This is a genomic window from Streptococcus mitis SK597 (assembly GCF_000148545.1).
Lineage (GTDB): Bacteria > Bacillota > Bacilli > Lactobacillales > Streptococcaceae > Streptococcus > Streptococcus mitis_C.
This window is the reverse complement of the sequence record NZ_AEDV01000007.1, coordinates 24,304-48,317: the sequence shown is the minus strand read 5'-3', so window position 1 is coordinate 48,317 and position 24,014 is coordinate 24,304. Positions and strand designations below refer to the sequence as shown.

Here is a 24,014-nt window from a genome sequence, read left to right as displayed (position 1 = left end):
CAACCTGCGGCTAGTTTCCTAGTTTGCTCTTTGATTTTCATTGAGTATTATTTTACCATATTTCATGGAAAAATGGAGAAAGTTTTCGGAAAAGAGAAAGAGAACCCAAAGGCTCTCTCATTCTCTCTTATTCTACTGTTTCTTCCACAGTTTCAACGGCAGCATCCACAACTACTTCTGTTGTTTCTTCATTTCCTTCTTCCTCTACTGGAGGATTAAGATATTCTTCTTCGTTGATAGCATGTGGTTCAAGGTTACGGTAACGAGCCATACCAGTACCTGCTGGGATGATTTTACCGATGATAACATTTTCCTTGAGTCCAAGGAGATGGTCTTTCTTACCACGGATAGCTGCGTCAGTAAGGACACGAGTTGTTTCCTGGAAGGAAGCCGCTGACAAGAAACTGTTTGTTTCAAGTGAGGCTTTGGTAATTCCCATGAGGACTGGTCGACCAGTCGCTGGAACTCCACCTGCGATAAGGACATCTTTGTTAGCATCTGTAAAGTCATTGATATCCATAAGGGTACCCATGAGAAGGTCTGTATCTCCTGGATCCATGACACGGACTTTACGGATCATTTGACGAACCATTACCTCTATGTGTTTGTCACCGATTTCTACCCCTTGGCTACGGTAAACTTTTTGTACTTCACCGAGAAGGTAAGTTTCAACTGACAAGACATCGCGAACAGCAAGGAGACGTTTTGGTTGGATAGAACCTTCTGTAAGAGCAGCACCACGCGCTACTTGGTCTCCAACTTCTACACGCATACGAGCTGTAAATGGAACGACGTATTCACCTTCGCCAGTTTCACCCTTAACAAAGACTTTCTTAGTACGAGTTGAGGCATCTTCTTCGATAGCTGTAACTTGTCCTTTAACCTCTGTGATAACCGCTTCCCCTTTAGGATTGCGGGCTTCAAAGATTTCTTGGACACGAGGAAGACCCTGAGTAATATCGGTATTTGAGGCAACCCCACCCGTGTGGAAGGTACGCATTGTAAGCTGTGTACCAGGTTCCCCGATAGATTGGGCAGCGATTGTACCAACTGCTTCACCAACCTCAACCGCATCACCAGTCGCCAAGTTAATACCGTAACAATGACGGCAGACACCATGACGAGTGTTACATGTAAATACAGAGCGGATAGTCACTTCTTCTACACCAGCGTTGACAATTTCACGCGCCTTGTCTTCTGTAATCAGCTCATTTGGACCGATAATCACTGCACCAGTTTCTGGATGTTTAACAGTTTTCTTAGTGTAACGACCATTGAGACGCTCTTCAAGAGACTCGATCATCTCTTTTCCTTCTGCGATAGAGCGGATCAAGAGACCACGGTCAGTTCCACAGTCGTCCTCACGGATGATAACGTCTTGGGCAACGTCAACCAAACGACGAGTCAAGTAACCTGAGTCGGCTGTCTTAAGGGCCGTATCGGTCATACCTTTACGGGCACCGTGAGTTGAGAAGAACATTTCGAGTACTGACAAACCTTCGCGGAAGTTTGAAAGGATTGGCAATTCCATGATACGTCCGTTCGGAGCCGCCATCAGACCACGCATCCCGGCAAGCTGTGAGAAGTTTGAGATGTTACCACGGGCTCCAGAGTCCATCATCATAACGATTGGGTTCTTAGGATCTTGGTTGGCAATCAAGCGTTTCTCAAGTTTTTCACGGGCAGCACGCCATTCAGCTGTAACAGCATTGTAACGCTCGTCGTCTGTGATCATACCACGACGGAATTGTTTTGTGATTTGTTCTACACGTTTGTGTGATTCTTCAATGATTTCAGCCTTGTCATCAACGACTGGGATATCGGCAATACCCACTGTCAATCCTGCAAGAGTTGAATGGTGGTAACCAAGGTTCTTCATACGGTCAAGTAGGGCAGAAGTTTCTGTCGTACGGAAACGTTTGAAGATTTCAGCGATGATATTTCCAAGGTTTTTCTTCTTGAATGGAGGGTTAAGTTCAAGATTGCTGATAGCTTCCTTGATATCTCCACCAAGTGGCAAGAAGTATTTAGCTGGAACGCCTTCTGTCAAGTTGGCATTGTTTGGTTCTTGCAAGTATGGTAGACCCTCTGGCATGATGTCGTTGAAGAGAATTTTACCAACTGTTGTAAGCAAGACCTTGTGTTTTTGCTCTTCTGTCCAAGGCTTGTTGAGGCTGTCTGTTGCGATACCAACACGTGAGTGGAGGTGAACATAACCATTGCGGTAAGCCATAACCGCTTCGTCACGGTCCTTGAAGACCATTCCTTCACCTTCACGACCAGCTTCTTCCATGGTCAAGTAGTAGTTACCCAAAACCATGTCCTGAGATGGAGTAACAACTGGTTTACCATCTTTCGGGTTCAAGATATGCTCAGCAGCGAGCATCAAGATACGAGCTTCTGCTTGGGCTTCTTCTGAAAGCGGGACGTGGATGGCCATTTGGTCCCCGTCAAAGTCGGCATTGTAGGCTTCACAGACAAGTGGGTGCAAGCGAAGGGCCTTACCATCAATCAAGACTGGCTCGAAAGCTTGGATACCCAAACGGTGAAGGGTCGGTGCGCGGTTCAAAAGCACTGGGTGTTCTTTGATCACTTCTTCAAGGATGTCCCAGATACGTTCGTCTCCGCGTTCCACCAAGCGTTTAGCTGCTTTCACGTTTTGCACGATATCACGCGCAACGATTTCACGCATCACGAATGGTTTAAAGAGCTCGATCGCCATTTCACGTGGCACACCACATTGGTACATCTTAAGAGTTGGACCAACGGCGATAACGGAACGTCCTGAGAAGTCAACACGTTTACCGAGCAAGTTTTGACGGAAGCGTCCTTGTTTACCTTTAAGCATGTGGCTCAATGATTTAAGAGGACGGCTACCTGGTCCTGTGATTGGACGACCACGACGACCATTGTCAATCAAAGCGTCAACTGCTTCTTGAAGCATACGCTTCTCATTTTGAACGATGATACCAGGCGCATTCAACTCAAGCAAACGAGCCAAACGGTTGTTACGGTTGATAACACGGCGGTAAAGGTCGTTCAAGTCAGATGAGGCAAAACGGCCACCATCCAACTGCAACATTGGACGAAGATCTGGTGGAATAACTGGAAGGATGTTGAGAATCATCCATTCAGGTTTGTTTCCAGACTTGTAAAAGGCATCCAAAACATCCAAACGACGGATGGCTTTGACACGTTTTTGTCCAGTAGCTGTTTTCAACTCTTCTTTGAGTTCAGCAATTTCTTTTTCAAGATCTACTTGTTTCAAAAGGTCTTGGATAGCTTCGGCACCCATTTTGGCAACGAATGATCCATAACCATATTCACGCAAGCGCTCACGGTATTCGCGCTCTGTCATGATAGACTTGTGCTCAAGTGGTGTATCCTTGGGATCAATCACCACATAAGCCGCAAAGTAGATAACTTCCTCGAGGGCACGAGGGCTCATATCAAGGGTCAAGCCCATACGGCTTGGAATCCCCTTGAAGTACCAGATGTGAGATACAGGAGCTTTCAACTCAATGTGCCCCATACGCTCACGACGAACTTTTGTACGCGTTACTTCAACCCCACAACGGTCACAAACAATTCCTCTGTAACGAATGCGTTTGTACTTACCACAAGCACATTCCCAGTCTTTTGTAGGACCAAAGATAACTTCATCAAAGAGTCCTTCACGTTCTGGTTTCAAGGTACGGTAATTGATTGTTTCAGGTTTTTTGACTTCTCCATAAGACCATGAACGGACTTTACTTGGAGAAGCTAGGGTGATTTGCATACTTTTAAAACGATTTACATCAACCACTATTTCTTCCCTTTCTATTCTAAGTGAACTGCTTATTCTTGTTCAGCAGCTTCTTCTGTTTCTTCCGCTTTTGTTGCTTTTTCAGCTTCTTCAGCTTCAAAGGCTGCTTTAGCCTCTTGTGCTGCTTTTTCGCGGGCTTTTTCAAGGTCATCTACGTGGATGACATCTTCGTCCATTCCTTCATCCAAGTCACGAAGTTCCACTTCTTGGTCATCTTCGTCAAGGACACGCATGTCAAGACCAAGAGATTGCAATTCTTTGACAAGAACTCGGAAGGATTCTGGAACACCTGGTTTTGGAATTGGTTTTCCTTTTGTAATGGCTTCATAAGCTTTCAAACGTCCGTTAATATCGTCAGACTTGTAAGTCAAGATTTCTTGAAGGACATTTGAGGCACCGTAGGCTTCAAGAGCCCAAACCTCCATCTCACCGAAACGTTGTCCACCAAACTGAGCTTTACCTCCGAGTGGTTGTTGGGTAACGGTTGAGTATGGTCCGACTGAACGAGCGTGCAATTTATCGTCAACCATGTGGTGGAGTTTGATCATGTACATGACTCCGACAGAAACACGGTTATCAAACGGCTCCCCAGTACGTCCATCGTAAAGGATTGTTTTGGCATCGCTATCCATACCAGCTTCTTTAACAGTTGACCAAAGGTCTTCAGAACTTGCTCCGTCAAAGACTGGTGTAGCGATGTGAATACCAAGAGTACGAGCCGCCATACCAAGGTGAAGCTCCATAACCTGACCGATATTCATACGTGATGGTACCCCAAGTGGGTTCAACATGATATCGACTGGAGTTCCGTCTGGAAGGTAAGGCATATCTTCTACAGGAACGATACGAGAAACAACCCCTTTGTTTCCGTGACGTCCGGCCATTTTATCTCCGACCTTGATCTTACGTTTTTGAGCGATGTAGACACGAACCAGCATGTTAACACCTGATTGCAACTCATCTCCATTTGCACGTGTAAAGATCTTAACATCACGAACGACACCATCGGCACCGTGTGGTACACGAAGAGAAGTATCACGCACTTCACGAGACTTGTCTCCAAAGATAGCGTGCAAGAGACGTTCTTCAGCTGAAAGATCTTTCTCACCCTTAGGTGTTACTTTACCTACAAGGATGTCACCTTCTTTAACCTCAGCACCGATACGGATAATACCCATTTCGTCAAGGTCTTTAAGGGCATCTTCACCGACGTTTGGAATTTCACGAGTAATTTCTTCAGGCCCAAGCTTTGTATCGCGCGTTTCTGATTCGTATTCTTCAAGGTGGACAGATGTATAGACATCATCTTTAACCAAGCGTTCGCTCATGATAACGGCATCCTCGAAGTTGTAACCTTCCCAAGTCATGTAGGCAACGATTGGGTTTTGTCCAAGCGCCATTTCTCCATTTTCCATAGAAGGTCCGTCAGCGATGAAATCGCCTTTTTCAACGACATCACCAACTTTAACAAGCGTACGTTGGTTGTAAGCAGTACCTGAGTTTGAGCGACGGAATTTTTGGATGTGGTAAACATCCAATGAACCATCTTCGCGACGAACTTCTACCTTATCCGCATCTGCATAAGTAACTTTACCGTCATACTGAGCAATCACAGCAGCTCCTGAATCGTGGGCTGCTTGGTATTCCATACCAGTACCAACGTAAGGTGCCTGAGGATTGATCAATGGCACAGCCTGACGTTGCATGTTGGCTCCCATGAGGGCACGGTTGGAGTCATCGTTTTCCAAGAAAGGAATACATGCTGTCGCAACGGCAACTACCTGTTTTGGTGAAACGTCCATGTAGTCAACAATATTCGCTGGATACTCTTGGTTGACCCCTTGGTGACGTCCCATAACAATCTTCTCAGCAAAGGTTCCATCTTCATTGAGGCGAGAGTTAGCCTGCGCCACAGTAAATTCATCTTCTTCATCGGCTGTCAACCAAACGATTTCGTTTGTAACAACGCCTGTTTCACGGTCAACCTTACGGTATGGTGTTTGAACAAAACCATACTTGTTCAAGTGTCCGTAAGATGACAAGTTATTGATCAAACCGATGTTAGGTCCTTCAGGTGTCTCGATTGGACACATACGACCATAGTGAGTGTAGTGCACGTCACGCACTTCATATCCAGCACGGTCACGAGTCAAACCACCAGGTCCTAAGGCTGACAAACGGCGTTTGTGAGACAACTCAGAAAGCGGATTGTGTTGGTCCATGAACTGTGACAACTGGGATGAACCAAAGAATTCTTTAACCGCAGCTGTTACCGGACGGATATTGATGATTTGTTGCGGTGTCAAGACTTCGTTGTCTTGAACAGACATACGTTCACGGACATTACGTTCCATACGAGAAAGTCCAAGGCGTACTTGGTTAGCAAGCAATTCACCAACCGCACGAATACGACGGTTTCCAAGGTGGTCGATGTCATCTACACGGCCAAGGCCTTCAGCCAAGTTGAGGAAGTAGCTCATCTCAGCAAGGATATCTGCAGGAGTTACGATACGAACCTTGTCATCTGGGTTAGCATTACCAATGATGGTTACAACACGGTCTGGATCAGTTGGTGCAACAACCTTGAATTTTTGAAGCACAACTGGCTCAGTCACAACCGCTGCATCATTTGGAATGTAGACAATCTTGTTCAAGTCACCATCTAAATGACTTTCAATGCTCTCAATCACGCTACGAGTCATAATTGTTCCAGCTTCTACCAAGATTTCTCCTGTTTCAGGGTCTACCAATGGTTCCGCAATGGTTTGGTTGAGCAAACGTGTTTTAACATTGAGTTTTTTATTGATCTTGTAACGACCAACTGCTGCCAAGTCATAGCGACGTGGGTCAAAGAAACGAGCCACAAGCAAGCTACGTGAGCTTTCAGCAGTCTTAGGTTCACCTGGGCGAAGGCGTTCGTAAATTTCTTTCAAGGCTTCGTCTGTACGAGAGTCCATTGGGTTCTTGTGGATATCTTTTTCAACAGTATTACGAACCAATTCGCTATCACCAAAGATATCAAAGATTTCATCATCACCTGAGAAACCAAGGGCACGAACCAAGGTTGTAAATGGAATCTTACGAGTACGGTCGATACGAGTGTAGGCGATGTCTTTTGAGTCGCTTTCAAGTTCCAACCAAGCTCCACGGTTAGGGATAACAGTTGAACCATAGCCCACTTTACCGTTTTTATCAACTTTGTCGTTAAAGTAAACACCTGGTGAGCGGACCAACTGAGATACGATAATACGTTCACCACCATTGATGATGAAAGTACCCATTTCTGTCATAATTGGGAAATCACCAAAGAAAACTTCTTGGGTCTTAATTTCGCCTGTCTCTTTATTGATCAAGCGGAAGGTTACAAAAATTGGTGCTGAGTAGCTAGCATCGTGGATACGAGCTTCTTCTAGCGTGTATTTTGGTTCCTTGATTTCATATCCAACAAATTCCAACTCCATTGTGTCTGTGAAGTTTGAAATTGGCAATACATCTTCAAACACTTCCTTAAGACCGTGGTCTAGGAAATCTTTGAATGAGTCAGTTTGAATTTCAATCAAATTTGGTAAGTCAAGAACTTCTTTGATTCTTGAAAAACTACGACGGGTACGATGTTTCCCGTATTGAACGTCATGTCCTGCCAAGATGATTCTCCTTTGTAAATAAGTTCCAAGCCTTGTCAATCAGGCTTTTCTAATCGTCATATGGTTTTAAAAACCCCTATCACTGTGTCCTCTTGATAAATTTTCAGAATCTTTAAGTCTTTGTTACAAGTACTCAAAATCCTGAAAAAAAGCACAAAAAGAGCAGCTAAATCTGACTTTTTCAGAAGATTTAACTGCTGTGAGCCTTGTCTGGACAATATTTCAGACAAAACCTACGACAAATGATTACTCATATTATACCCTATTTAGCTAGATTTTTCAAGGGATTCAGTAGTTTTTTGGTGAATTTTTTTCCGCATAACTTCTCAAAGTAACTTCCACTTGCCTATCCAAAGTGGAAGTTAGTCTAAAACGGATTTTTATGATGGAATTAAGTGTGAGACGTTTGAAAATGTTTTAACAGCAACAACGTACTATTCTAGTTTCAATATCCTATAGAAGTTACCCTTTTCATTCTCTCAAAAGCCAATCATAAAAGAGGAGAAATCGAAGTTTCTCCTCTTCACTGTTTACTATCGAATCAAGTAAATCAAATCGTTACTCATTCACAATTTTTTCATCAACTTTAGGGTTTAGAGTTGTTCCCCAATGTGTAATTGTACGCTGTTGTACTAGTGGTAAGTCTGTGCGGTTGTAAACTGTACGCCATGGTTCCCATACAAGACCCGTCTTTTCTTGAACCTTGATACGAAGATTACGGACATTTCCTCTAAATTGAATCTCTGTTTGGAAGCCTGAAGTTCTGTTTTTTCCGTTATCTTCCCATTGACGTGAACGGATTTCTGGATTGCCTTGTTCATCATATGTAATTTCATCCCAATAGATGTAGTAACGTGCAATATAAGCACCCTTATGATGAAGTTTCAAGAAGCCATTTTTGTAAGAAGTAACCTTCGTTTCGATATAGTCTGTACTATTTTGTAAAGTTGCTTGGGCATTATCTTTTAGGAAGGCAGTCTTATATGAGATTGGCACAGCTGGACTTTGAGCGCTAAAGTTAGCTCCTTCTCTGATGAGTTCCTTCAAGTTTTCGACTGTTCCTGTGACAACTTTGGCAGCACCGCTAGCATTACCTCCTACAATTACCGCTGTTACAGAAGTATTCTTCAATAGACGGCTCCATTCAGAATTTGGAGCAATTGTTGCGCCTTTGATAACTGCATTAATAGCTGCTTTTAATTCAGTAGACTTACTTGTTGACTCAAACTTAACATAGATTTGACGTCCATAAGAAACGTTTGATACATATACAGGTGGAGTTTGTGAATCAACGCCTCTTTGTTTTAAATCTTCAGGTGTCACACTCTTGTCAAATACAGCTGCTGGATTGGTCGGTGCATCAAATGTCGCTGTATAGTAGATTTGTTTAAAGTTTACAACTTCAATTTGCTTTTCACCCTTTTGCACAGCCTCAAAGTCGATCTTGAGCGGTGCGCCTGCTTTTTCAAAGTCTGCACCAAATTTTGCTTTCAATTGATTCATGCTATAGGCTGTAGTTGATTCATACTGAACACGGGCAGGAACGGAATGGCTAGATGAATAGTTCTTTGTCCATTTTTCAACCAAGGTATTCATTGCTTCTTGCATGCCACTAGTTGTAGGATTTGCTTCGATTTTATTTTCAGAATGAATCATCCCAGGTAAATCAACGCTGACTGTCCCCTTTGCACGGGCAAGACTAATCAATTCTGGCTGATTTTCTAGCAGATTTTGGTTTGCCTTATACAAGCCACCTAGGAAGACATTTTGATTCCCATTGATGGAAACATCTGCTGTGCCTGTAGAGAGGGTTTTCTTGATTTTTTCTACAACGACAAACTCTCCATTTTGTTCCTTAGCACTTGTGTTGTAGCGATTTTCTAAGGTTTCTCCCTTGCGAGTTAAAATATCCAAAGGATTATAAGTTAAACCAAAAAGGTAGTCTTTCAATGCTGATGTTTGATCTACTACTGGTGCAGTTCTATCCTGTCCAACTTGAGTTGTTGCTGAACGGAATACTTCCACTTCTGCCAAGCTCAATGGGGTATTTTTAGTTTTCAACTCCACTTTTACATAACGAGCGTCTTTGGCTGTGAAGAAAACTTCAAGTTCTGCCTTCCCATTCAAACTATCAAAGTGTTGACGAGCAACTTCTTGTTTTGCTTCATTTAACAAAACAACATCAAAATTAGAAAGACGATTAGCTACATTCCCATCTCCACGATTGTAAAGTTTAACTTTTCCAACATTCTCTGTTTTTCCAAGATCGACTTGCCACCAAGCATTGTCTTCAAAGTTTGTATGCGTTACAGAATGGTGCCCATAGTCACTGTCAACATTACCATCCACTGCTCGTGTAGCAGCTCCTCCATAAGCAGTAGAACTTTGACTAGCTTGTTTTCCACGAGCGATGTTTTCTGTCTCAACTGGACGATTCCCTTGCTCTGTAGCCAAAGCTACTCCCTGAGCGTTCAATAAAAAGGCCGCAACAACAGCACTACACACACCGAGTCCACACTTTTTGACAAAGCGATGCAAACGTTTTTCTTGATTCATTCCTTATTCCTCCGTTTTTAAATGAATACGTTTTCCTATTTGTCTATAGTTTATCAAATTTCAAGTAAAAGTCAAGCACAAATCAGCAAAAAAGTCAAGAAAATAAGAAGAAAACGTTTGCTGAATTTTTCTGATATTTTCTTTAGATTTCCAGTAAATACTATAGTTTGGAAACTAGATAAAACTTGAGAAGCGCTAGCTTTTTCTCTTCCTATTTATAGTTTCGCTAGATGAACTTTTTAAAGAAATATTAGAGATTAATTTCTGAATAAAAATAGCTGGGAACACATCATCTTCCTAATAATACGGCTTGGCTTATGTGACATTTTTATCTCCGTCATTTATACTGATATATAAAATAGTACAGAAAACTTCTCAAAAGTAAGAATTTCTTTGACAAACCAAAGAAAACGCTTGCATATTGTTTTACTACATGCTATACTGATATAGAAATTTATTGATTGGAGAATCATTATGAGAAAAACACCAGCTCAAACTGAGAAAAAAATGGTCTACAGCATCCGTTCCCTCAAGAATGGAACTGGTTCTGTCCTTATCGGCGCAAGCCTTGTCCTACTTGCTATGGCTACCCCAACTATCTCAGCCAACGAAAGTACACTAACCACTAACGCAAGTAATAGTGAAACCACTACTGCCCTTGCCCAACCTCTTACTGATGCAACAAACATCGCTGGCAAGAACGAAAGCGATTTTTCTTCACCTAATAATGCAAACGCTTCCCTAGAGAAAACAGAAGAAAAACCTGCAACAGAGCCAACAACTCCTGCTGCAACTTCAGCCGATTCAGCACCACAAACCGGACAAGATCGTTCAAATGAGCCAACTACTTCTACTAGTCCAGTAGCAACTGAAACTAAGGCAGAAGAGCCAATCGAAGACAACTACTTCCGTATCCATGTCAAAAAACTTCCTGAAGAAAACAAGGATGCTCAAGGACTCTGGACTTGGGATGATGTTGAAAAGCCTTCTGAAAATTGGCCAAACGGAGCCTTGTCCTTTAAGGATGCCAAAAAAGACGACTACGGCTACTACCTAGATGTCAAATTAAAGGGAGAACAAGCTAAGAAAATTAGCTTTCTCATCAACAATACAGCTGGAAAAAATCTAACCGGCGATAAATCTGTAGAAAAACTGGCACCAAAGATGAATGAGGCTTGGTTAGACCAAGATTACAAGGTCTTCTCTTACGAGCCACAACCTGCAGGAACTGTTCGCGTCAACTACTACCGTACAGATGGCAACTATGACAAGAAATCTCTCTGGTACTGGGGAGATGTGAAAAATCCAAGTAGCGCTCAATGGCCTGACGGAACAGACTTTACTGCTACAGGCAAATATGGTCGCTATATCGATATTCCACTCAAAGATGCAGCTAAAGACCTTGGATTTTTATTACTAGACAGAAACAAACAAGGAGACGATGTGAAAATCCGTAAAGAAGATTATAAGTTCACAGATTTGAAAAATCATAGCCAAATTTTCCTAAAAGACGATGACGAATCGATTTACACAAATCCATACTATGTCCATGATATTCGTATGACAGGGGCTCAGCACGTAGGAACTTCTAGCATTGAAAGTAGTTTTTCAACACTAGTCGGTGCTAAAAAAGAGGATATCCTCAAACACTCCAACATCACTAATCACCTAGGAAACAAAGTAACTATCACCGATGTTGCAATCGATGAAGCTGGTAAGAAAGTGACCTACAGCGGAGATTTCTCTGACACAAAACATCCTTATACCGTTAGCTACAACTCTGACAAATTCACTACCAAAACAAGCTGGCGTCTTAAAGATGAGACTTACAGCTATGATGGTAAACTTGGTGCTGAGCTCAAAGAAGAAGGAAAACAGGTTGATTTAACTCTCTGGTCACCAAGTGCTGATAAGGTTTCTGTTGTTGTCTACGACAAGAATGACCCTGAAAAAGTGGTTGGAACTGTCGCTCTTGAAAAAGGGGAAAGAGGAACTTGGAAACAAACTCTAGATAGCACAAACAAATTAGGAATCACGGATTTCACTGGATACTATTATCAATACCAAATTGAGCGTCAAGGTAAAACTGTTCTTGCACTCGATCCTTACGCTAAGTCCCTCGCTGCTTGGAACAGCGATCTTGCAAAAACAGACGCTTCCCATAAAGTGGCTAAAGCTGCCTTTGTAGATCCAGCTAAACTAGGACCTCAAGACTTGACTTATGGTAAGATTCACAACTTCAAGACTCGTGAAGATGCCGTTATCTACGAAGCTCATGTGCGTGACTTCACTTCAGATCCTGCCATTGCAAAAGACTTGACCAAACCATTTGGTACCTTTGAAGCCTTTATTGAAAAACTAGACTATCTCAAAGACTTGGGGGTAACCCACATCCAGCTCCTTCCAGTCTTGTCTTACTACTTTGTCAATGAATTGAAAAACCATGAACGCTTGTCTGACTATGCTTCAAGCAACAGCAACTACAACTGGGGATATGATCCTCAAAACTACTTCTCATTGACTGGTATGTATTCAAGCGATCCTAAAAATCCAGAAAAACGAATCGCAGAGTTTAAAAACCTCATCAATGAGATCCACAAACGTGGCATGGGAGCTATCCTGGACGTAGTTTACAACCATACAGCCAAAGTCGATATCTTTGAAGATTTAGAGCCAAACTACTACCACTTTATGGATGCTGATGGAACACCTCGAACTAGCTTTGGTGGTGGACGCTTGGGGACAACCCACCATATGACCAAACGACTCCTAGTTGACTCTATCAAATATCTAGTTGATACCTACAAAGTGGATGGATTCCGTTTCGATATGATGGGAGACCACGATGCGGCTTCTATCGAAGAAGCTTACAAGGCTGCACGCGCCCTCAATCCAAACCTAATCATGCTGGGTGAAGGTTGGAGAACCTATGCTGGCGATGAAAACATGCCTACTAAAGCTGCTGACCAAGATTGGATGAAACATACCGATACTGTCGCTGTCTTCTCAGATGACATCCGCAACAACCTCAAGTCTGGTTATCCAAACGAAGGTCAACCTGCCTTTATCACAGGTGGCAAGCGTGATATCAACACTGTCTTTAAAAATCTCATTGCTCAACCAACCAACTTTGAAGCAGACAGCCCTGGAGATGTCATCCAATACATCGCAGCCCATGATAACTTGACCCTCTTTGACATCATTGCCCAGTCTATCAAAAAAGACCCAAGCAAGGCTGAGAACTATGCTGAAATCCACCGTCGTTTGCGACTTGGAAACCTCATGGTCTTGACAGCTCAAGGAACTCCATTTATCCACTCTGGTCAGGAATATGGTCGCACTAAACAATTCCGTGACCCAGCCTACAAGACTCCAGTAGCAGAGGACAAACAACCAAACAAATCTCACTTGTTGCGTGATAAGGACGGCAATCCATTTGACTATCCTTACTTCATCCATGACTCTTACGATTCTAGCGATGCAGTCAACAAGTTTGACTGGACTAAGGCTACAGATGGTAAAGCTTATCCTGAAAATGTCAAGAGCCGTGACTATATGAAAGGGTTGATTGCCCTTCGTCAATCTACAGATGCCTTCCGACTTAAGAGTCTTCAAGATATCAAAGACCGTGTCCACCTCATCACTGTTCCAGGTCAAAATGGTGTGGCAAAAGAGGACGTAGTGATTGGCTACCAAATCACTGCTCCAAACGGAGATATCTACGCAGTCTTTGTCAATGCGGACGAAAAAGCTCGCGAATTTAATTTGGGAACTGCCTTTGCCCACCTCAGAAATGCTGAAGTTTTGGCAGATGAAAACCAAGCAGGACCAGTCGGAATTGCCAACCCGAAAGGACTTGAATGGACCGAAAAAGGCTTGAAATTAAACGCCCTTACAGCTACTGTTCTTCGAGTCTCTCAAAATGGAACTAACCATGAGTCAACTGCAGAAGAGAAACCAGACTCAACCCCTTCCAAGCCTGAACATCAAAATGAAGCTTCTCACCCTGCACATCAAGATCCAGCTCCAGAAGCTAAACCTGATTCTACTAAACCATCTGCAACAGTAGCTGATGCAGAAAATAAACCTAGCCAAGCTACAACTGATTCACAAACTACACAAGTTTCACAACCAGCACAAGAAGCACAAGCATCATCTGTAAGTGAAGCTATTCAAAACGGAGCGGTAGAAAACTCTAGCAAGGAAAATATACCTGCAACCCCAGCTAAACAAGCTGAACTTCCAAATACAGGAACCAAAAACGATAACAAACTCCTGTTTGCAGGAATCAGCCTCCTTGCGCTCCTAGGTCTCGGTTTCTTACTAAAAAACAAAAAAGAGAACTAAACTAGCCCTCCTATAGAAAAATCCCCCAAGCATTACAGCTCGGGGGATTAGTTTTTGTACAATATTTGTTGTCCTAATAAACTTGATTAGGATTTTTTATTAAGCCTCTTTCATGGCAAAATAAGCCCGTACTTTGGGTGCTACTTGTGTTCCAAAGAGTTCAATAGCTCTTAGGACTTGTTCATGAGGCATGGAACCAAGAGGTAGGTGCAACATAAAGCGATCCAAACCTAAATCCTCAATCATGCGAATCAATTTTTCTGCCACCTGATCTGGATTGCCCACAAACATGGCACCATTTTGTCCAATTTGCTCCAAATATTGTTCATAACGCAATTCCTGCCAATGAGGACGGTCTTTGGAAATAGCATCCACTACTTGCTTGGTCGGATGGAAATAATCTTTCACCGCTTGCTCGCCATCTTCAGCAATCCAACCCCAAGAATGGGCCCCAACCTTCAACTCATGACTGGCATGGCCCGCTTCACTCCCAATATCACGATAAGCCTGAATCAACTTTTTAAAATAACGAGGGTTACCACCAATAATGGCATAGACAATCGGTAGGCCTGCCTGAGCAATCTTCACTGTTGACTCTATATGACCACCTGTCGCTATCCACAAGGGCAATTTGTCCTGAACTGGACGAGGATAAACTTCTTTGCCAGAAATTGTTTGGGTCAATCGACCTTCCCAGTCTAACTTAGTCTTTTCATTGACTAATTGAAGCAAGTCTAATTTCTCATCAAAGAGAGCTTCGTAGTCTTTCAAATCATAGCCAAACAGAGAGAAGGATTCCGTGAAAGAGCCCCTTCCAGCCATAATCTCCGCTCGTCCATTTGACAAAGCATCGATAGTGGCATACTGTTGGAACAACCGAATCGGGTCCATGCTTGAGAGAATGCTAACTGCACTGGTCAAACGGATTTTCTTGGTATTGACTGCCCCAGCTGCTAGAATAATCTCTGGAGCCGATACTGCAAAGTCCTCTCGATGGTGCTCGCCAATCCCATACACATCCAAACCAACCTTGTCAGCCAGCTCAATCTCTGCCACTAACTGACGAATGCGTTCAGCATGACTGTAAGTTTGCCCAGTCCCCTCAAGCTCCGTTGTTTCCCCAAATGTTGAAATTCCCAATTCTACCATGGTGTTTCCTCGCTATCTCTTTTAGTTTTAGGGTATTCTATCACTAATTATTTTTACTTTCAATAAATTGGATCATTAGAAAAAAGCCTAGATAACTAGACTTTTTTTAGATTATTCTACCGTTACTGACTTAGCAAGGTTACGTGGTTTGTCCACATCAAGACCACGGTGAAGCGTTGCAAAGTAAGCGACCAATTGCGTTGGTACGACCATTGAGATTGGTGAGAGGTAAGGGTGTACGGTCGTAAGGACGATATCGTCTGTATCTTTGGCAACATTTTCTTCTGCGATTGTAAGCACCTTGGCACCACGGGCTGCGACCTCTTGGATATTTCCACGAGTATGGTTGGCAAGGACTGGATCTGACAAGAGGGCCAAAACAGGCGTTCCTTCTTCAATCAAGGCAATAGTTCCGTGCTTGAGTTCTCCTGCCGCAAAACCTTCACACTGGATGTAAGAAATCTCTTTGAGTTTGAGACTTGCTTCCATAGCTACATAGTAATCTTGACCACGTCCGATATAAAAGGCGTTGCGAGTTGTTTCAAGAAGCTCACGAACCTTGGCTTCAATGGTTTCTTTCTCTGAAAGAGTTGATTCGATCGACTGAGCTACGATTGACAACTCATGAACTAGGTCAAAGGCTTGCGCTTTAGCATTGCCGTTTGCTTGACCGACTGCTTTTGCTAAGAATGCAAGGGCTGCGATTTGCGCTGTGTAAGCCTTGGTTGATGCTACAGCAATTTCAGGACCTGCGTGAAGGAGCATGGTATGGTTAGCTTCACGTGAAAGGGTTGAACCTGGAACATTTGTCACTGTTAAGCTCGGAATTCCCATTTCATTAGCCTTGACCAAAACCTGACGGCTGTCCGCTGTTTCACCAGACTGACTGATAAAGATGAAGAGTGGTTTCTTGCTGAGCAGTGGCATACCGTAGCCCCACTCAGATGAGATTCCAAGTTCAACTGGTGTATCTGTCAATTCTTCCAGCATCTTCTTAGAAGCAAATCCTGCGTGGTAAGATGTTCCAGCTGCAAGGATATAGATGCGGTCTGCATCTTGAACAGCCTTAATGATAGCAGGATCAACCACTACTTGACCAGCCTCATCTGTGTAGGCTTGGATGAGTTTACGCATAACCGTTGGTTGCTCATCAATTTCCTTGAGCATGTAGTAAGGGTAAGTTCCCTTACCGATATCTGACAAGTCAAGCTCCGCAGTGTAACTAGCACGCTCACGACTATTGCCATCATAGTCTTGAACTTCCACACTATCAGCCTTGACGATTACCAGCTCTTGGTCATGGATTTCCATGTATTGGTTGGTCTCACGAATCATAGCCATGGCATCTGAGCAGACCATGTTGTAGCCTTCCCCAAGACCAATCAAGAGTGGTGATTTATTCTTAGCCACATAGATGACTTCAGGATCTTGTGAGTCAACCAAGGCAAAAGCATAAGAACCACGAATGATGTGAAGAGCTTTTTTGAAGGCTTCAAGAACTGACAAGCCATCTTCTTCCGCAAATTTTCCAATCAAGTGAACGGCTATTTCCGTATCTGTTTGCCCCTTAAAGTGGTGACCTGCAAGGTATTCTTCCTTGATTTCAAGGTAGTTCTCAATGACCCCATTGTGAACCAAGACAAAACGTTCTGTCTCAGAGCGGTGTGGGTGAGCATTGTATTCCGTTGGTTTTCCGTGAGTTGCCCAACGAGTATGTCCAATACCAGTTGTTCCCTCAACACCAGCTGTCTTGGCAGACAATTCTGCGATACGACCAACAGCCTTCACCAAATGGTTCTCAGCACCACCTAGGACAAAAATCCCCGCAGAATCATAGCCACGGTATTCGAGCTTTTCAAGCCCTTGAATCAAAATATCAGTTGCATTTGTGTTTCCAACAACACCAACAATTCCACACATAGTATATACGACACAGACCAGCTGTGCTTTCTCCTTAAAATTGGTATAGTCTAATTCCTCTTTTATAGAATCAGCAAAAACAGTATATACTTGTTTCTTTCACTTGTCAAGAGCAAAAATTGGTATAGTTCAAATTACGCTCCTGTTAGCAAAAGACTCTGACTAATTAGGATAATCAGTCAGAGTCCTTTTTAAAATCCATTATTGTCGCTTAATTTCTTAAACCAGTGCCCTGATTTTTTCAGACGACGTTCTTGCGTTTCCAAGTCTAATTCGACCAAACCGTAGCGATTTTTATAGCTATTGAGCCATGACCAGCAATCAATAAAGGTCCAAATCAAGTAGCCCTTACAGTTGGCTCCATCTTCAATGGCACGGTGTAGTTCACGAAGATGACCTTTTACAAAGTTAATTCGGTAATCATCTTGAATCATCCCATCTTGACGGAATTTTTCTTCCCCCTCAACACCCATACCATTCTCTGTCAACATCCACTCAATATTGCCATAGTTTTTCTTGATATTTTGGGCGATGTCATAAATTCCTTGCTCATAAATCTCCCAGCCACGGTGAGGATTAATTTTACGGCCAGGCATAACATATGGCTCGTAAAAATGTTCTGGCAAGAGTGGACTCTCTGGATGCTTAGCAAATCGAGGTGCCATAACGCGCAAAGGTTGATAGTAGTTAACACCAAGGAAGTCCACCGTATTGTCACGAATGATCTCCAACTCTTCCTCTGTGGCATCAGGCAAGAGACCGTGTTCATGCAAAATTTCTACCAACTCCTGTGGATAAGTCCCCAAAACAGACGGATCTAAGAAGGATTGGGCCTGAAAAAGGTCCGCAATACGAGCAGCCTTGACATCAGCAGGATGCTGGCTACGTGGATAAGCCGGTGTCAAGTTGAGAACAATCCCAATCTTGGAATCAGGCAAGAGTTCATGACAGGCCTTAACCGCCCGACTGCTAGCCAATTGTGTATGATAGGCTACTTTAACTGCTGCCTCTGCATCCACCTTATGTGGATAATGGGCATCGTAAAAATAGCCAAATTCTACAGGAACGATGGGCTCGTTAAAGGTAATCCATTGATCCACTAAATCTCCATAAATCTCAAAACAGAAACGAGCATAGTCTTCATAGGCTGAGACCGTCGCCTTATTTTCCCAACCATCACCAGCTTCTTGAAGAGCAAAAGGCAAATCAAAATGGTAGAGATTAACCAACAGACGAATCCCCTTAGCCTTAATAGTCTCAAAAACCTTTCGATAGAAATCCACACCTTGAGGATTGACTTTCCCACAGCCTTGTGGAAAAATCCGTGACCACTGAATAGAAGTCCGAAAGGCCGTGTGACCAGTCTCTAATAAAAGTTCGATATCCCGCTCCCAATTTTCATAAAAGGTCGATGTCTTATCTGGACCAATCCCATTATAGTAACGATTTGGCTCCACTTGGTACCAATAATCCCAGAGATTATCTCCCTTACCGTCACCAGCTACACGTCCTTCTGTCTGTGGTCCAGAAGTAGAGGATCCCCAGACAAAATCCTTTGGAAATCTTAGCATACATTTACCTCTTTATCTACTCATTTTTCCCATTATACAGAAAAAACAAGGTAAAAACTAGTTACATTTTTTCCTTGTTTTTCTTCTGATTATAGTTTTTATTTCTTACTAAGGATTTCAAGCGTTTCGAGCAAGTTATCTACATGAACTTCGATAGTATCACCAGTCGCTTTAATCTTAACTTCTACGATGCCATCAGCCGCTTTTTTACCAACAGTAATACGGATTGGCAATCCAATCAAGTCGCTATCGCTGAATTTAACTCCGACACGTTCATTACGGTCGTCTGTTAAGACTTCGTAACCAGCTCCCATCAAGTTTGCTTCAAGTTTTTCTGTCAAGGCTTGCGCTTCTTCGTCCTTGATATTGACAGTGATCAAGTGAACATCAAATGGCGCCAATTCTTTAGGGAAGTTGATTCCCCAAGCGTAACGGTATTCACCTTTTGGCGTTTTGTTAACAAAGAGGCGAGCGTGTTGCTCCATCACTGCTGACAGGAGACGACTGACACCGATACCATAACATCCCATGATAATTGGCACAGCACGGCCATTTTCATCCAAAACATCTGCTCCCATGCTTGCTGAATAGCGAGTGCCGAGTTTGAAGATGTGACCAATTTCGATACCACGCGCAAAGTTAAGGACTCCTTGTCCGTCTGGAGAAATTTCCCCCTCACGAACTTCACGGATATCCACATATTCTGCAGTAAAATCACGACCTGGGTTCACACCAGTCAAGTGGTAGCCATCTTCGTTAGCACCAACAACTGCATTGCGAACATCTTGCACCTTACGGTCTGCGATGATTTTAACATTCTCTGGCAAATCAACTGGGCCAAGTGAACCAAAACCTGCTTGTACAACATTTGCCACTTCTTCTTCGCTAGCAACGTCAAAGAAATCTGCTCCCAAGTGGTTTTTCAACTTGACTTCATTGAGTTGGTCATTTCCAACTAGAAGGGCTGCAACAAGCTCACCATCTGCCATGTAGAAAAGAGTTTTAATCGTTTGTTCTTCTGGAACGTTGAGGAAGGCTGCAACTTCATCGATTGACTTAACATCCGGCGTTGCAACACGAGTCACTTCTTCTTCAGCGACAACACGGTTGCTTGGTTTGTACTCGTTTGTTGCCATTTCTAAGTTAGCCGCATAGCTAGATTCACTTGAGTAAGCAATCGTGTCTTCACCAGAAACCATCCATTTAAGCAATTCTGCCTTGATTTCTTCTTGCACTTCTGCAGGAATTTCGTCAAATGAGGCAACTGACTTGTCCAAGACAACCCAGCGGTCAAGGTCTGTACGAGCAGGTGTAATAGCCATAAATTCTTGGCTATCCTTACCACCCATAGCTCCACCGTCACCAATGATAGCCTTGAAGTCTAAACCACTACGAGTGAAAATACGCTCATAAGCAGCCTTGTACTCATCGTAAACACTGTCCAAGCTATCATAGTTAGCGTGGAAACTGTAAGCATCCTTCATGATAAACTCACGTGTACGGAGAAGTCCATTACGTGGACGTTTTTCATCACGATACTTAGGCTGGATTTGGTAAAGGTTAAGTGGCAATTGCTTGTAAGACTTAACGGAATCACGGACAATAGCTGTAAAGGTTTCTTCGTGAGTTGGACCTAGAATGAAGTCTGATTTTTCACGGTTTTTTAGTTTGTAAAGGTCCTCACCATAAGTTTCGTAACGACCTGATTCGCGCCACAATTCTGCACTGAGGAGGGCAGGAGCCAACATCTCCACTGCACCAATCTTATCGAATTCTTGACGCATGATATTTTTGGCTTTTTCAATCACACGGTTGGCAAGTGGTAGGTAAGAATAAACACCTGCAGATACTTGGCGAACATAACCAGCACGCAACATAAGAGCATGGCTGATAACTTGAGCATCGCTTGGCATTTCGCGAAGCGTTGGGATAGGCATTTTACTTTGTTTCATAATATTCCTCGATTATCTAAAAAAGAGTCGCATAATGTCATTCCAGGTCACAGCAATCATCAAGACAACCATGATGACCACTCCGGCCAAGGTGACATAGGTTTCAATTTCTTGTTTTAATGGTTTACGGCGGATAGCTTCTAGGATATTGAGCACAATCTTACCACCATCCAGGGCTGGAATCGGAATCAGATTAAAAATCCCAAGATTGATGGAAATCATTGCCAAGAAGTACAAGACATTTTCAATTCCATTTTTAGCAGCATCACTACTTGCCTTAAAGATGGCAACAGGTCCACCTAGCTTGTTCAAATCCGGTTGGAAAATCAGATTTTTCAGAGCTGATAGAATTCGGAGGGCCGAGTCAGCAGCAGTTGTAAAACCACCTACAAACATAGATACAAAATCTGACTTAATCCCCGGTTGAACACCTAGAAGATAGCGACCTTGACTTTCTTCTGGGGTAACAGTTACCTGTTTTTCACTCCCCTTTTCAGAAATAGTCACATCCAAGGTCGGGGCCGTCTTATCTTTGGTTTCTGCTTCCACAGCCTGAATCAAACTTTCCCAGTTGCTAATCTCATGTGAGCCAATCTTGGTAATCTGGGCCGTTTCTGGTACTCCCACCTTAGCCAAGGCCCCTTGGGGCATGACATGGAACTGATTGGTATCAACATCTCTGACACCACCCTGCATGAAGATTAAAATCCAGAAAACAACGACACCTAAGATGAAGTTGTTCATAGGACCTGCAAAATTAGTAATGAGTTTCCCCCAGATAGTCGCATTTTGATATTGAACATCTAAAGGTGCAATCCGAACCTCAGTTCCATCTGCTTCCACAACCGTTGCATCGTGATCTACTGCAAATGTTTTTTCTTCTTCCAGAACCAAGCCCTTGATAAAGAGCTTGTCTTCAAAGTCAAACTGGGTCACCTGCATAGGAAGAGCTGTTTGATCCAATTTTTTACCTGAGAGATTGATGCGTTTAACCTTACCATCATCAGTAAGCGTTAAACTAACAGGAGTTCCTGTCTTGATTTCAGTTGTATCATCACCCCAACCAGCCATGCGAACATAGCCACCCAGAGGCAAGATTCGAATGGTATAGGCCGTTCCATCCCTGCCAATGTGAGCAAAGATTTTGGGCCCCATACCGATGGCAAATTCACGCACTAGAATCCCTGATTTCTTGGCAAAGTAGAAGTGTCCGAACTCGTGCACCACCACAGTAATCCCGAAAACCAGAATAAAGGTTAAAATTCCGAGCATAGTATTTCCTCCGTCTTTTGATTAAAAGAGTCCAAACAAGTGCATGATTGGAAATACAAGTAACATACTATCGAAACGATCCAAAACACCACCATGTCCAGGGATAAATTTCCCAGAATCCTTGACACCAAAGTGACGCTTGATCGAACTTTCTAGTAAATCACCAAATTGTCCAGCCGCACTAAAGAAAATAGCAAAGACTGACATCTTGTAAATTCCATACGGAAGAGCAACTGTACTGTCAACTATCATAAAGATGATGGTTACTAAAATCGCACCTAAAATACCACCCAAGGCACCCTCAAAGGTTTTATTTGGAGAAACTGTCGGAGCTAATTTTCGTTTACCATAGTTCATCCCAACAAGATAGGCACCACTGTCTGTCGCCCAAACAATACACAAGGCTAATAGTACCTTATCTAAACCTGCAATTCTAGCATCTAATAGAGCATTAAAACCAAAGCCCACATAGAAACTCATAGCAAGAGGGAAAACAGCGTCCTCAATCGTATAAGACTTGCTAAAAACAGTCGTTCCTAACATGATTGAAATCAAAACACTATAGGCAACCACATTCCCATCAACTGGCAAAAAAGTCAGGTAATTCTCCAAGGGAATGGTCAAGGCAAAGGTTGCAAAGAGGGTCAAGAGGCCCTCCATCGTCATGGTCTCTAGACCTCTCATCTTCAAAAGTTCATGCATGGCTAGCATGGCTATGATTCCGATTGCTATCTGAAGCAAGAGTCCCCCAATCATTAAAATCGGTAGGAAAATAGCCAGAGCAACCCCTGCAAACAAGGTTCTTTTCTGTAAATCCTGTGTCATATTTCCTCCTAAACTCCTCCAAATCGGCGATGACGACGATTGTAGGCAAGAATGGCTTCCTGCAAGGCCGCCTCGTCAAAATCAGGCCACAAGGTGTCCGTAAAATAGAGCTCACTATAGGCTCCCTGCCATGGAAGGAAATTGCTCAAACGCAATTCTCCACTAGTACGGATAATCAAGTCTGGGTCTCGTAAGTCCTTAGGCAAATGCTGGGTAAAGAGATAGTTGCCAATCAATTCCTCTGTGATGTCACCTGGGTTGATTTTGGCATCTAACACATCCTGGGAAATCAACTTAAGAGCCTGTGTAATCTCAGCACGTCCACCATAGTTGAGGGCAAAATTAAGTATCAAGCCTGTGTTGTTCTTAGTCAATTCTTCAGCCTTGGTCAGAGCTTCAAAGGTTTGCTTAGGTAGGCGGTCTGTTTCCCCAATCATTTGAATCTTAACATTATTCGCATGCAACTCCGGGACATAATTATCATAAAACTCTACTGGCAAGTTCATGATAAACTTGACTTCCTGATCTGGACGTGTCCAGTTTTCTGTAGAAAAAGCATAGACCGTAATAACCTTAACGCCTAGTTTGTTGGCTGCCTTGGTCACAGTTTGCAATGCTTCCATGCCCGCCTTATGTCCAAAAACTCGCGGTTGCATACGTTTTTTAGCCCAGCGGCCATTGCCATCCATGATGATGCCGATATGAGCAGGAACCTGTGTCGGAACCTCTACTTCCACAGCCTTATCTTTCTTAAAAAATCCAAACATGATCTTATTCCTATTCAAAAATCTATCGTTTCATTATACCATATTTCCCCATTTTCTTCTATCACTAAGCTATTTATACTCTTCGAAAATCTCTTCAAACCACGTCAGCTCTATCTACAACCTCAAAACAGTGTTTTGAGCAACCTGCGGTTAGCTTCCTAGTTTGCGCTTTGATCTTCATTGAGTATTATTCTCAGGCACAAAGC

General features: G+C 43.0%; 11 protein-coding genes. 1 reads left to right on the top strand and 10 read right to left on the bottom strand.

Annotated features, from left to right (window positions below):
• Positions 1 to 127 precede the first annotated feature (127 nt).
• The 3 genes from rpoC to SMSK597_RS04195 all read right to left on the bottom strand — a co-directional run bounded on the left by rpoC (position 128) and on the right by SMSK597_RS04195 (position 10,005).
• Positions 128 to 3,805 (bottom strand): DNA-directed RNA polymerase subunit beta', encoded by a 3,678-nt coding sequence (rpoC, locus tag SMSK597_RS04205; protein WP_000228745.1) that lies wholly within the window; start codon positions 3,803 to 3,805, stop codon positions 128 to 130.
• 32 nt (positions 3,806 to 3,837) lie between these two features.
• Positions 3,838 to 7,449 (bottom strand): DNA-directed RNA polymerase subunit beta, encoded by a 3,612-nt coding sequence (gene rpoB, locus SMSK597_RS04200; protein ID WP_000907163.1) that lies wholly within the window; start codon positions 7,447 to 7,449, stop codon positions 3,838 to 3,840.
• A gap of 558 nt (positions 7,450 to 8,007) precedes the next feature.
• Positions 8,008 to 10,005, bottom strand: a complete 1,998-nt coding sequence (locus SMSK597_RS04195) for a thiol-activated cytolysin family protein (protein WP_001071078.1) — start codon at positions 10,003 to 10,005, stop codon at positions 8,008 to 8,010.
• A 474-nt stretch (positions 10,006 to 10,479) separates the two neighbouring features.
• Between SMSK597_RS04195 and spuA the strand changes: the two genes are divergently transcribed.
• On the top strand, positions 10,480 to 14,352 hold the full coding sequence (gene spuA, locus SMSK597_RS04190) for an LPXTG-anchored pullulanase SpuA (RefSeq protein WP_001232749.1): 3,873 nt from the start codon (positions 10,480 to 10,482) through the stop codon (positions 14,350 to 14,352).
• Positions 14,353 to 14,451: 99 nt separating this feature from the next.
• Here the strand turns inward: spuA and SMSK597_RS04185 are convergent, their stop codons facing one another.
• From SMSK597_RS04185 to SMSK597_RS04155, 7 genes are all read right to left on the bottom strand, one after another.
• Positions 14,452 to 15,501 (bottom strand): LLM class flavin-dependent oxidoreductase, encoded by a 1,050-nt coding sequence (locus SMSK597_RS04185; RefSeq protein ID WP_000229801.1) that lies wholly within the window; start codon positions 15,499 to 15,501, stop codon positions 14,452 to 14,454.
• Between the two features lie 111 nt (positions 15,502 to 15,612).
• Positions 15,613 to 17,421 (bottom strand): glutamine--fructose-6-phosphate transaminase (isomerizing), encoded by a 1,809-nt coding sequence (gene glmS / locus SMSK597_RS04180; RefSeq protein ID WP_000334305.1) that lies wholly within the window; start codon positions 17,419 to 17,421, stop codon positions 15,613 to 15,615.
• Between the two features lie 191 nt (positions 17,422 to 17,612).
• Positions 17,613 to 18,992, bottom strand: a complete 1,380-nt coding sequence (gene bglA / locus SMSK597_RS04175; protein ID WP_000943535.1) for a 6-phospho-beta-glucosidase — start codon at positions 18,990 to 18,992, stop codon at positions 17,613 to 17,615.
• A 98-nt stretch (positions 18,993 to 19,090) separates the two neighbouring features.
• Complete coding sequence (locus SMSK597_RS04170) at positions 19,091 to 20,944, bottom strand: proline--tRNA ligase (RefSeq protein ID WP_000814054.1); 1,854 nt, start codon at positions 20,942 to 20,944, stop codon at positions 19,091 to 19,093.
• A 12-nt stretch (positions 20,945 to 20,956) separates the two neighbouring features.
• On the bottom strand, positions 20,957 to 22,216 hold the full coding sequence (gene rseP, locus SMSK597_RS04165; protein WP_000900681.1) for an RIP metalloprotease RseP: 1,260 nt from the start codon (positions 22,214 to 22,216) through the stop codon (positions 20,957 to 20,959).
• 21 nt (positions 22,217 to 22,237) lie between these two features.
• The gene (locus SMSK597_RS04160; RefSeq protein WP_000189874.1) at positions 22,238 to 23,041 is read right to left on the bottom strand and encodes a phosphatidate cytidylyltransferase; all 804 of its coding nucleotides are present in this window, start codon (positions 23,039 to 23,041) and stop codon (positions 22,238 to 22,240) included.
• Positions 23,042 to 23,049: 8 nt separating this feature from the next.
• Complete coding sequence (locus SMSK597_RS04155) at positions 23,050 to 23,808, bottom strand: isoprenyl transferase (protein ID WP_000466719.1); 759 nt, start codon at positions 23,806 to 23,808, stop codon at positions 23,050 to 23,052.
• Positions 23,809 to 24,014: the final 206 nt, after the last annotated feature.

Bases quoted from the DNA above. Each gene is read 5' to 3' on its own strand.
- spuA (WP_001232749.1), top strand. From the start codon at position 10,480: ATGAGAAAAACACCAGCTCAAACTGAGAAAAAAATGGTCTACAGCATC.
- SMSK597_RS04160 (WP_000189874.1), bottom strand. From the start codon at position 23,041: ATGACACAGGATTTACAGAAAAGAACCTTGTTTGCAGGGGTTGCTCTG.
- rseP (WP_000900681.1), bottom strand. From the start codon at position 22,216: ATGCTCGGAATTTTAACCTTTATTCTGGTTTTCGGGATTACTGTGGTG.
- bglA (WP_000943535.1), bottom strand. From the start codon at position 18,992: ATGCTAAGATTTCCAAAGGATTTTGTCTGGGGATCCTCTACTTCTGGA.
- SMSK597_RS04185 (WP_000229801.1), bottom strand. From the start codon at position 15,501: ATGGTAGAATTGGGAATTTCAACATTTGGGGAAACAACGGAGCTTGAG.
- glmS (WP_000334305.1), bottom strand. From the start codon at position 17,421: ATGTGTGGAATTGTTGGTGTTGTTGGAAACACAAATGCAACTGATATT.
- SMSK597_RS04195 (WP_001071078.1), bottom strand. From the start codon at position 10,005: ATGAATCAAGAAAAACGTTTGCATCGCTTTGTCAAAAAGTGTGGACTC.
- SMSK597_RS04170 (WP_000814054.1), bottom strand. From the start codon at position 20,944: ATGAAACAAAGTAAAATGCCTATCCCAACGCTTCGCGAAATGCCAAGC.
- SMSK597_RS04155 (WP_000466719.1), bottom strand. From the start codon at position 23,808: ATGTTTGGATTTTTTAAGAAAGATAAGGCTGTGGAAGTAGAGGTTCCG.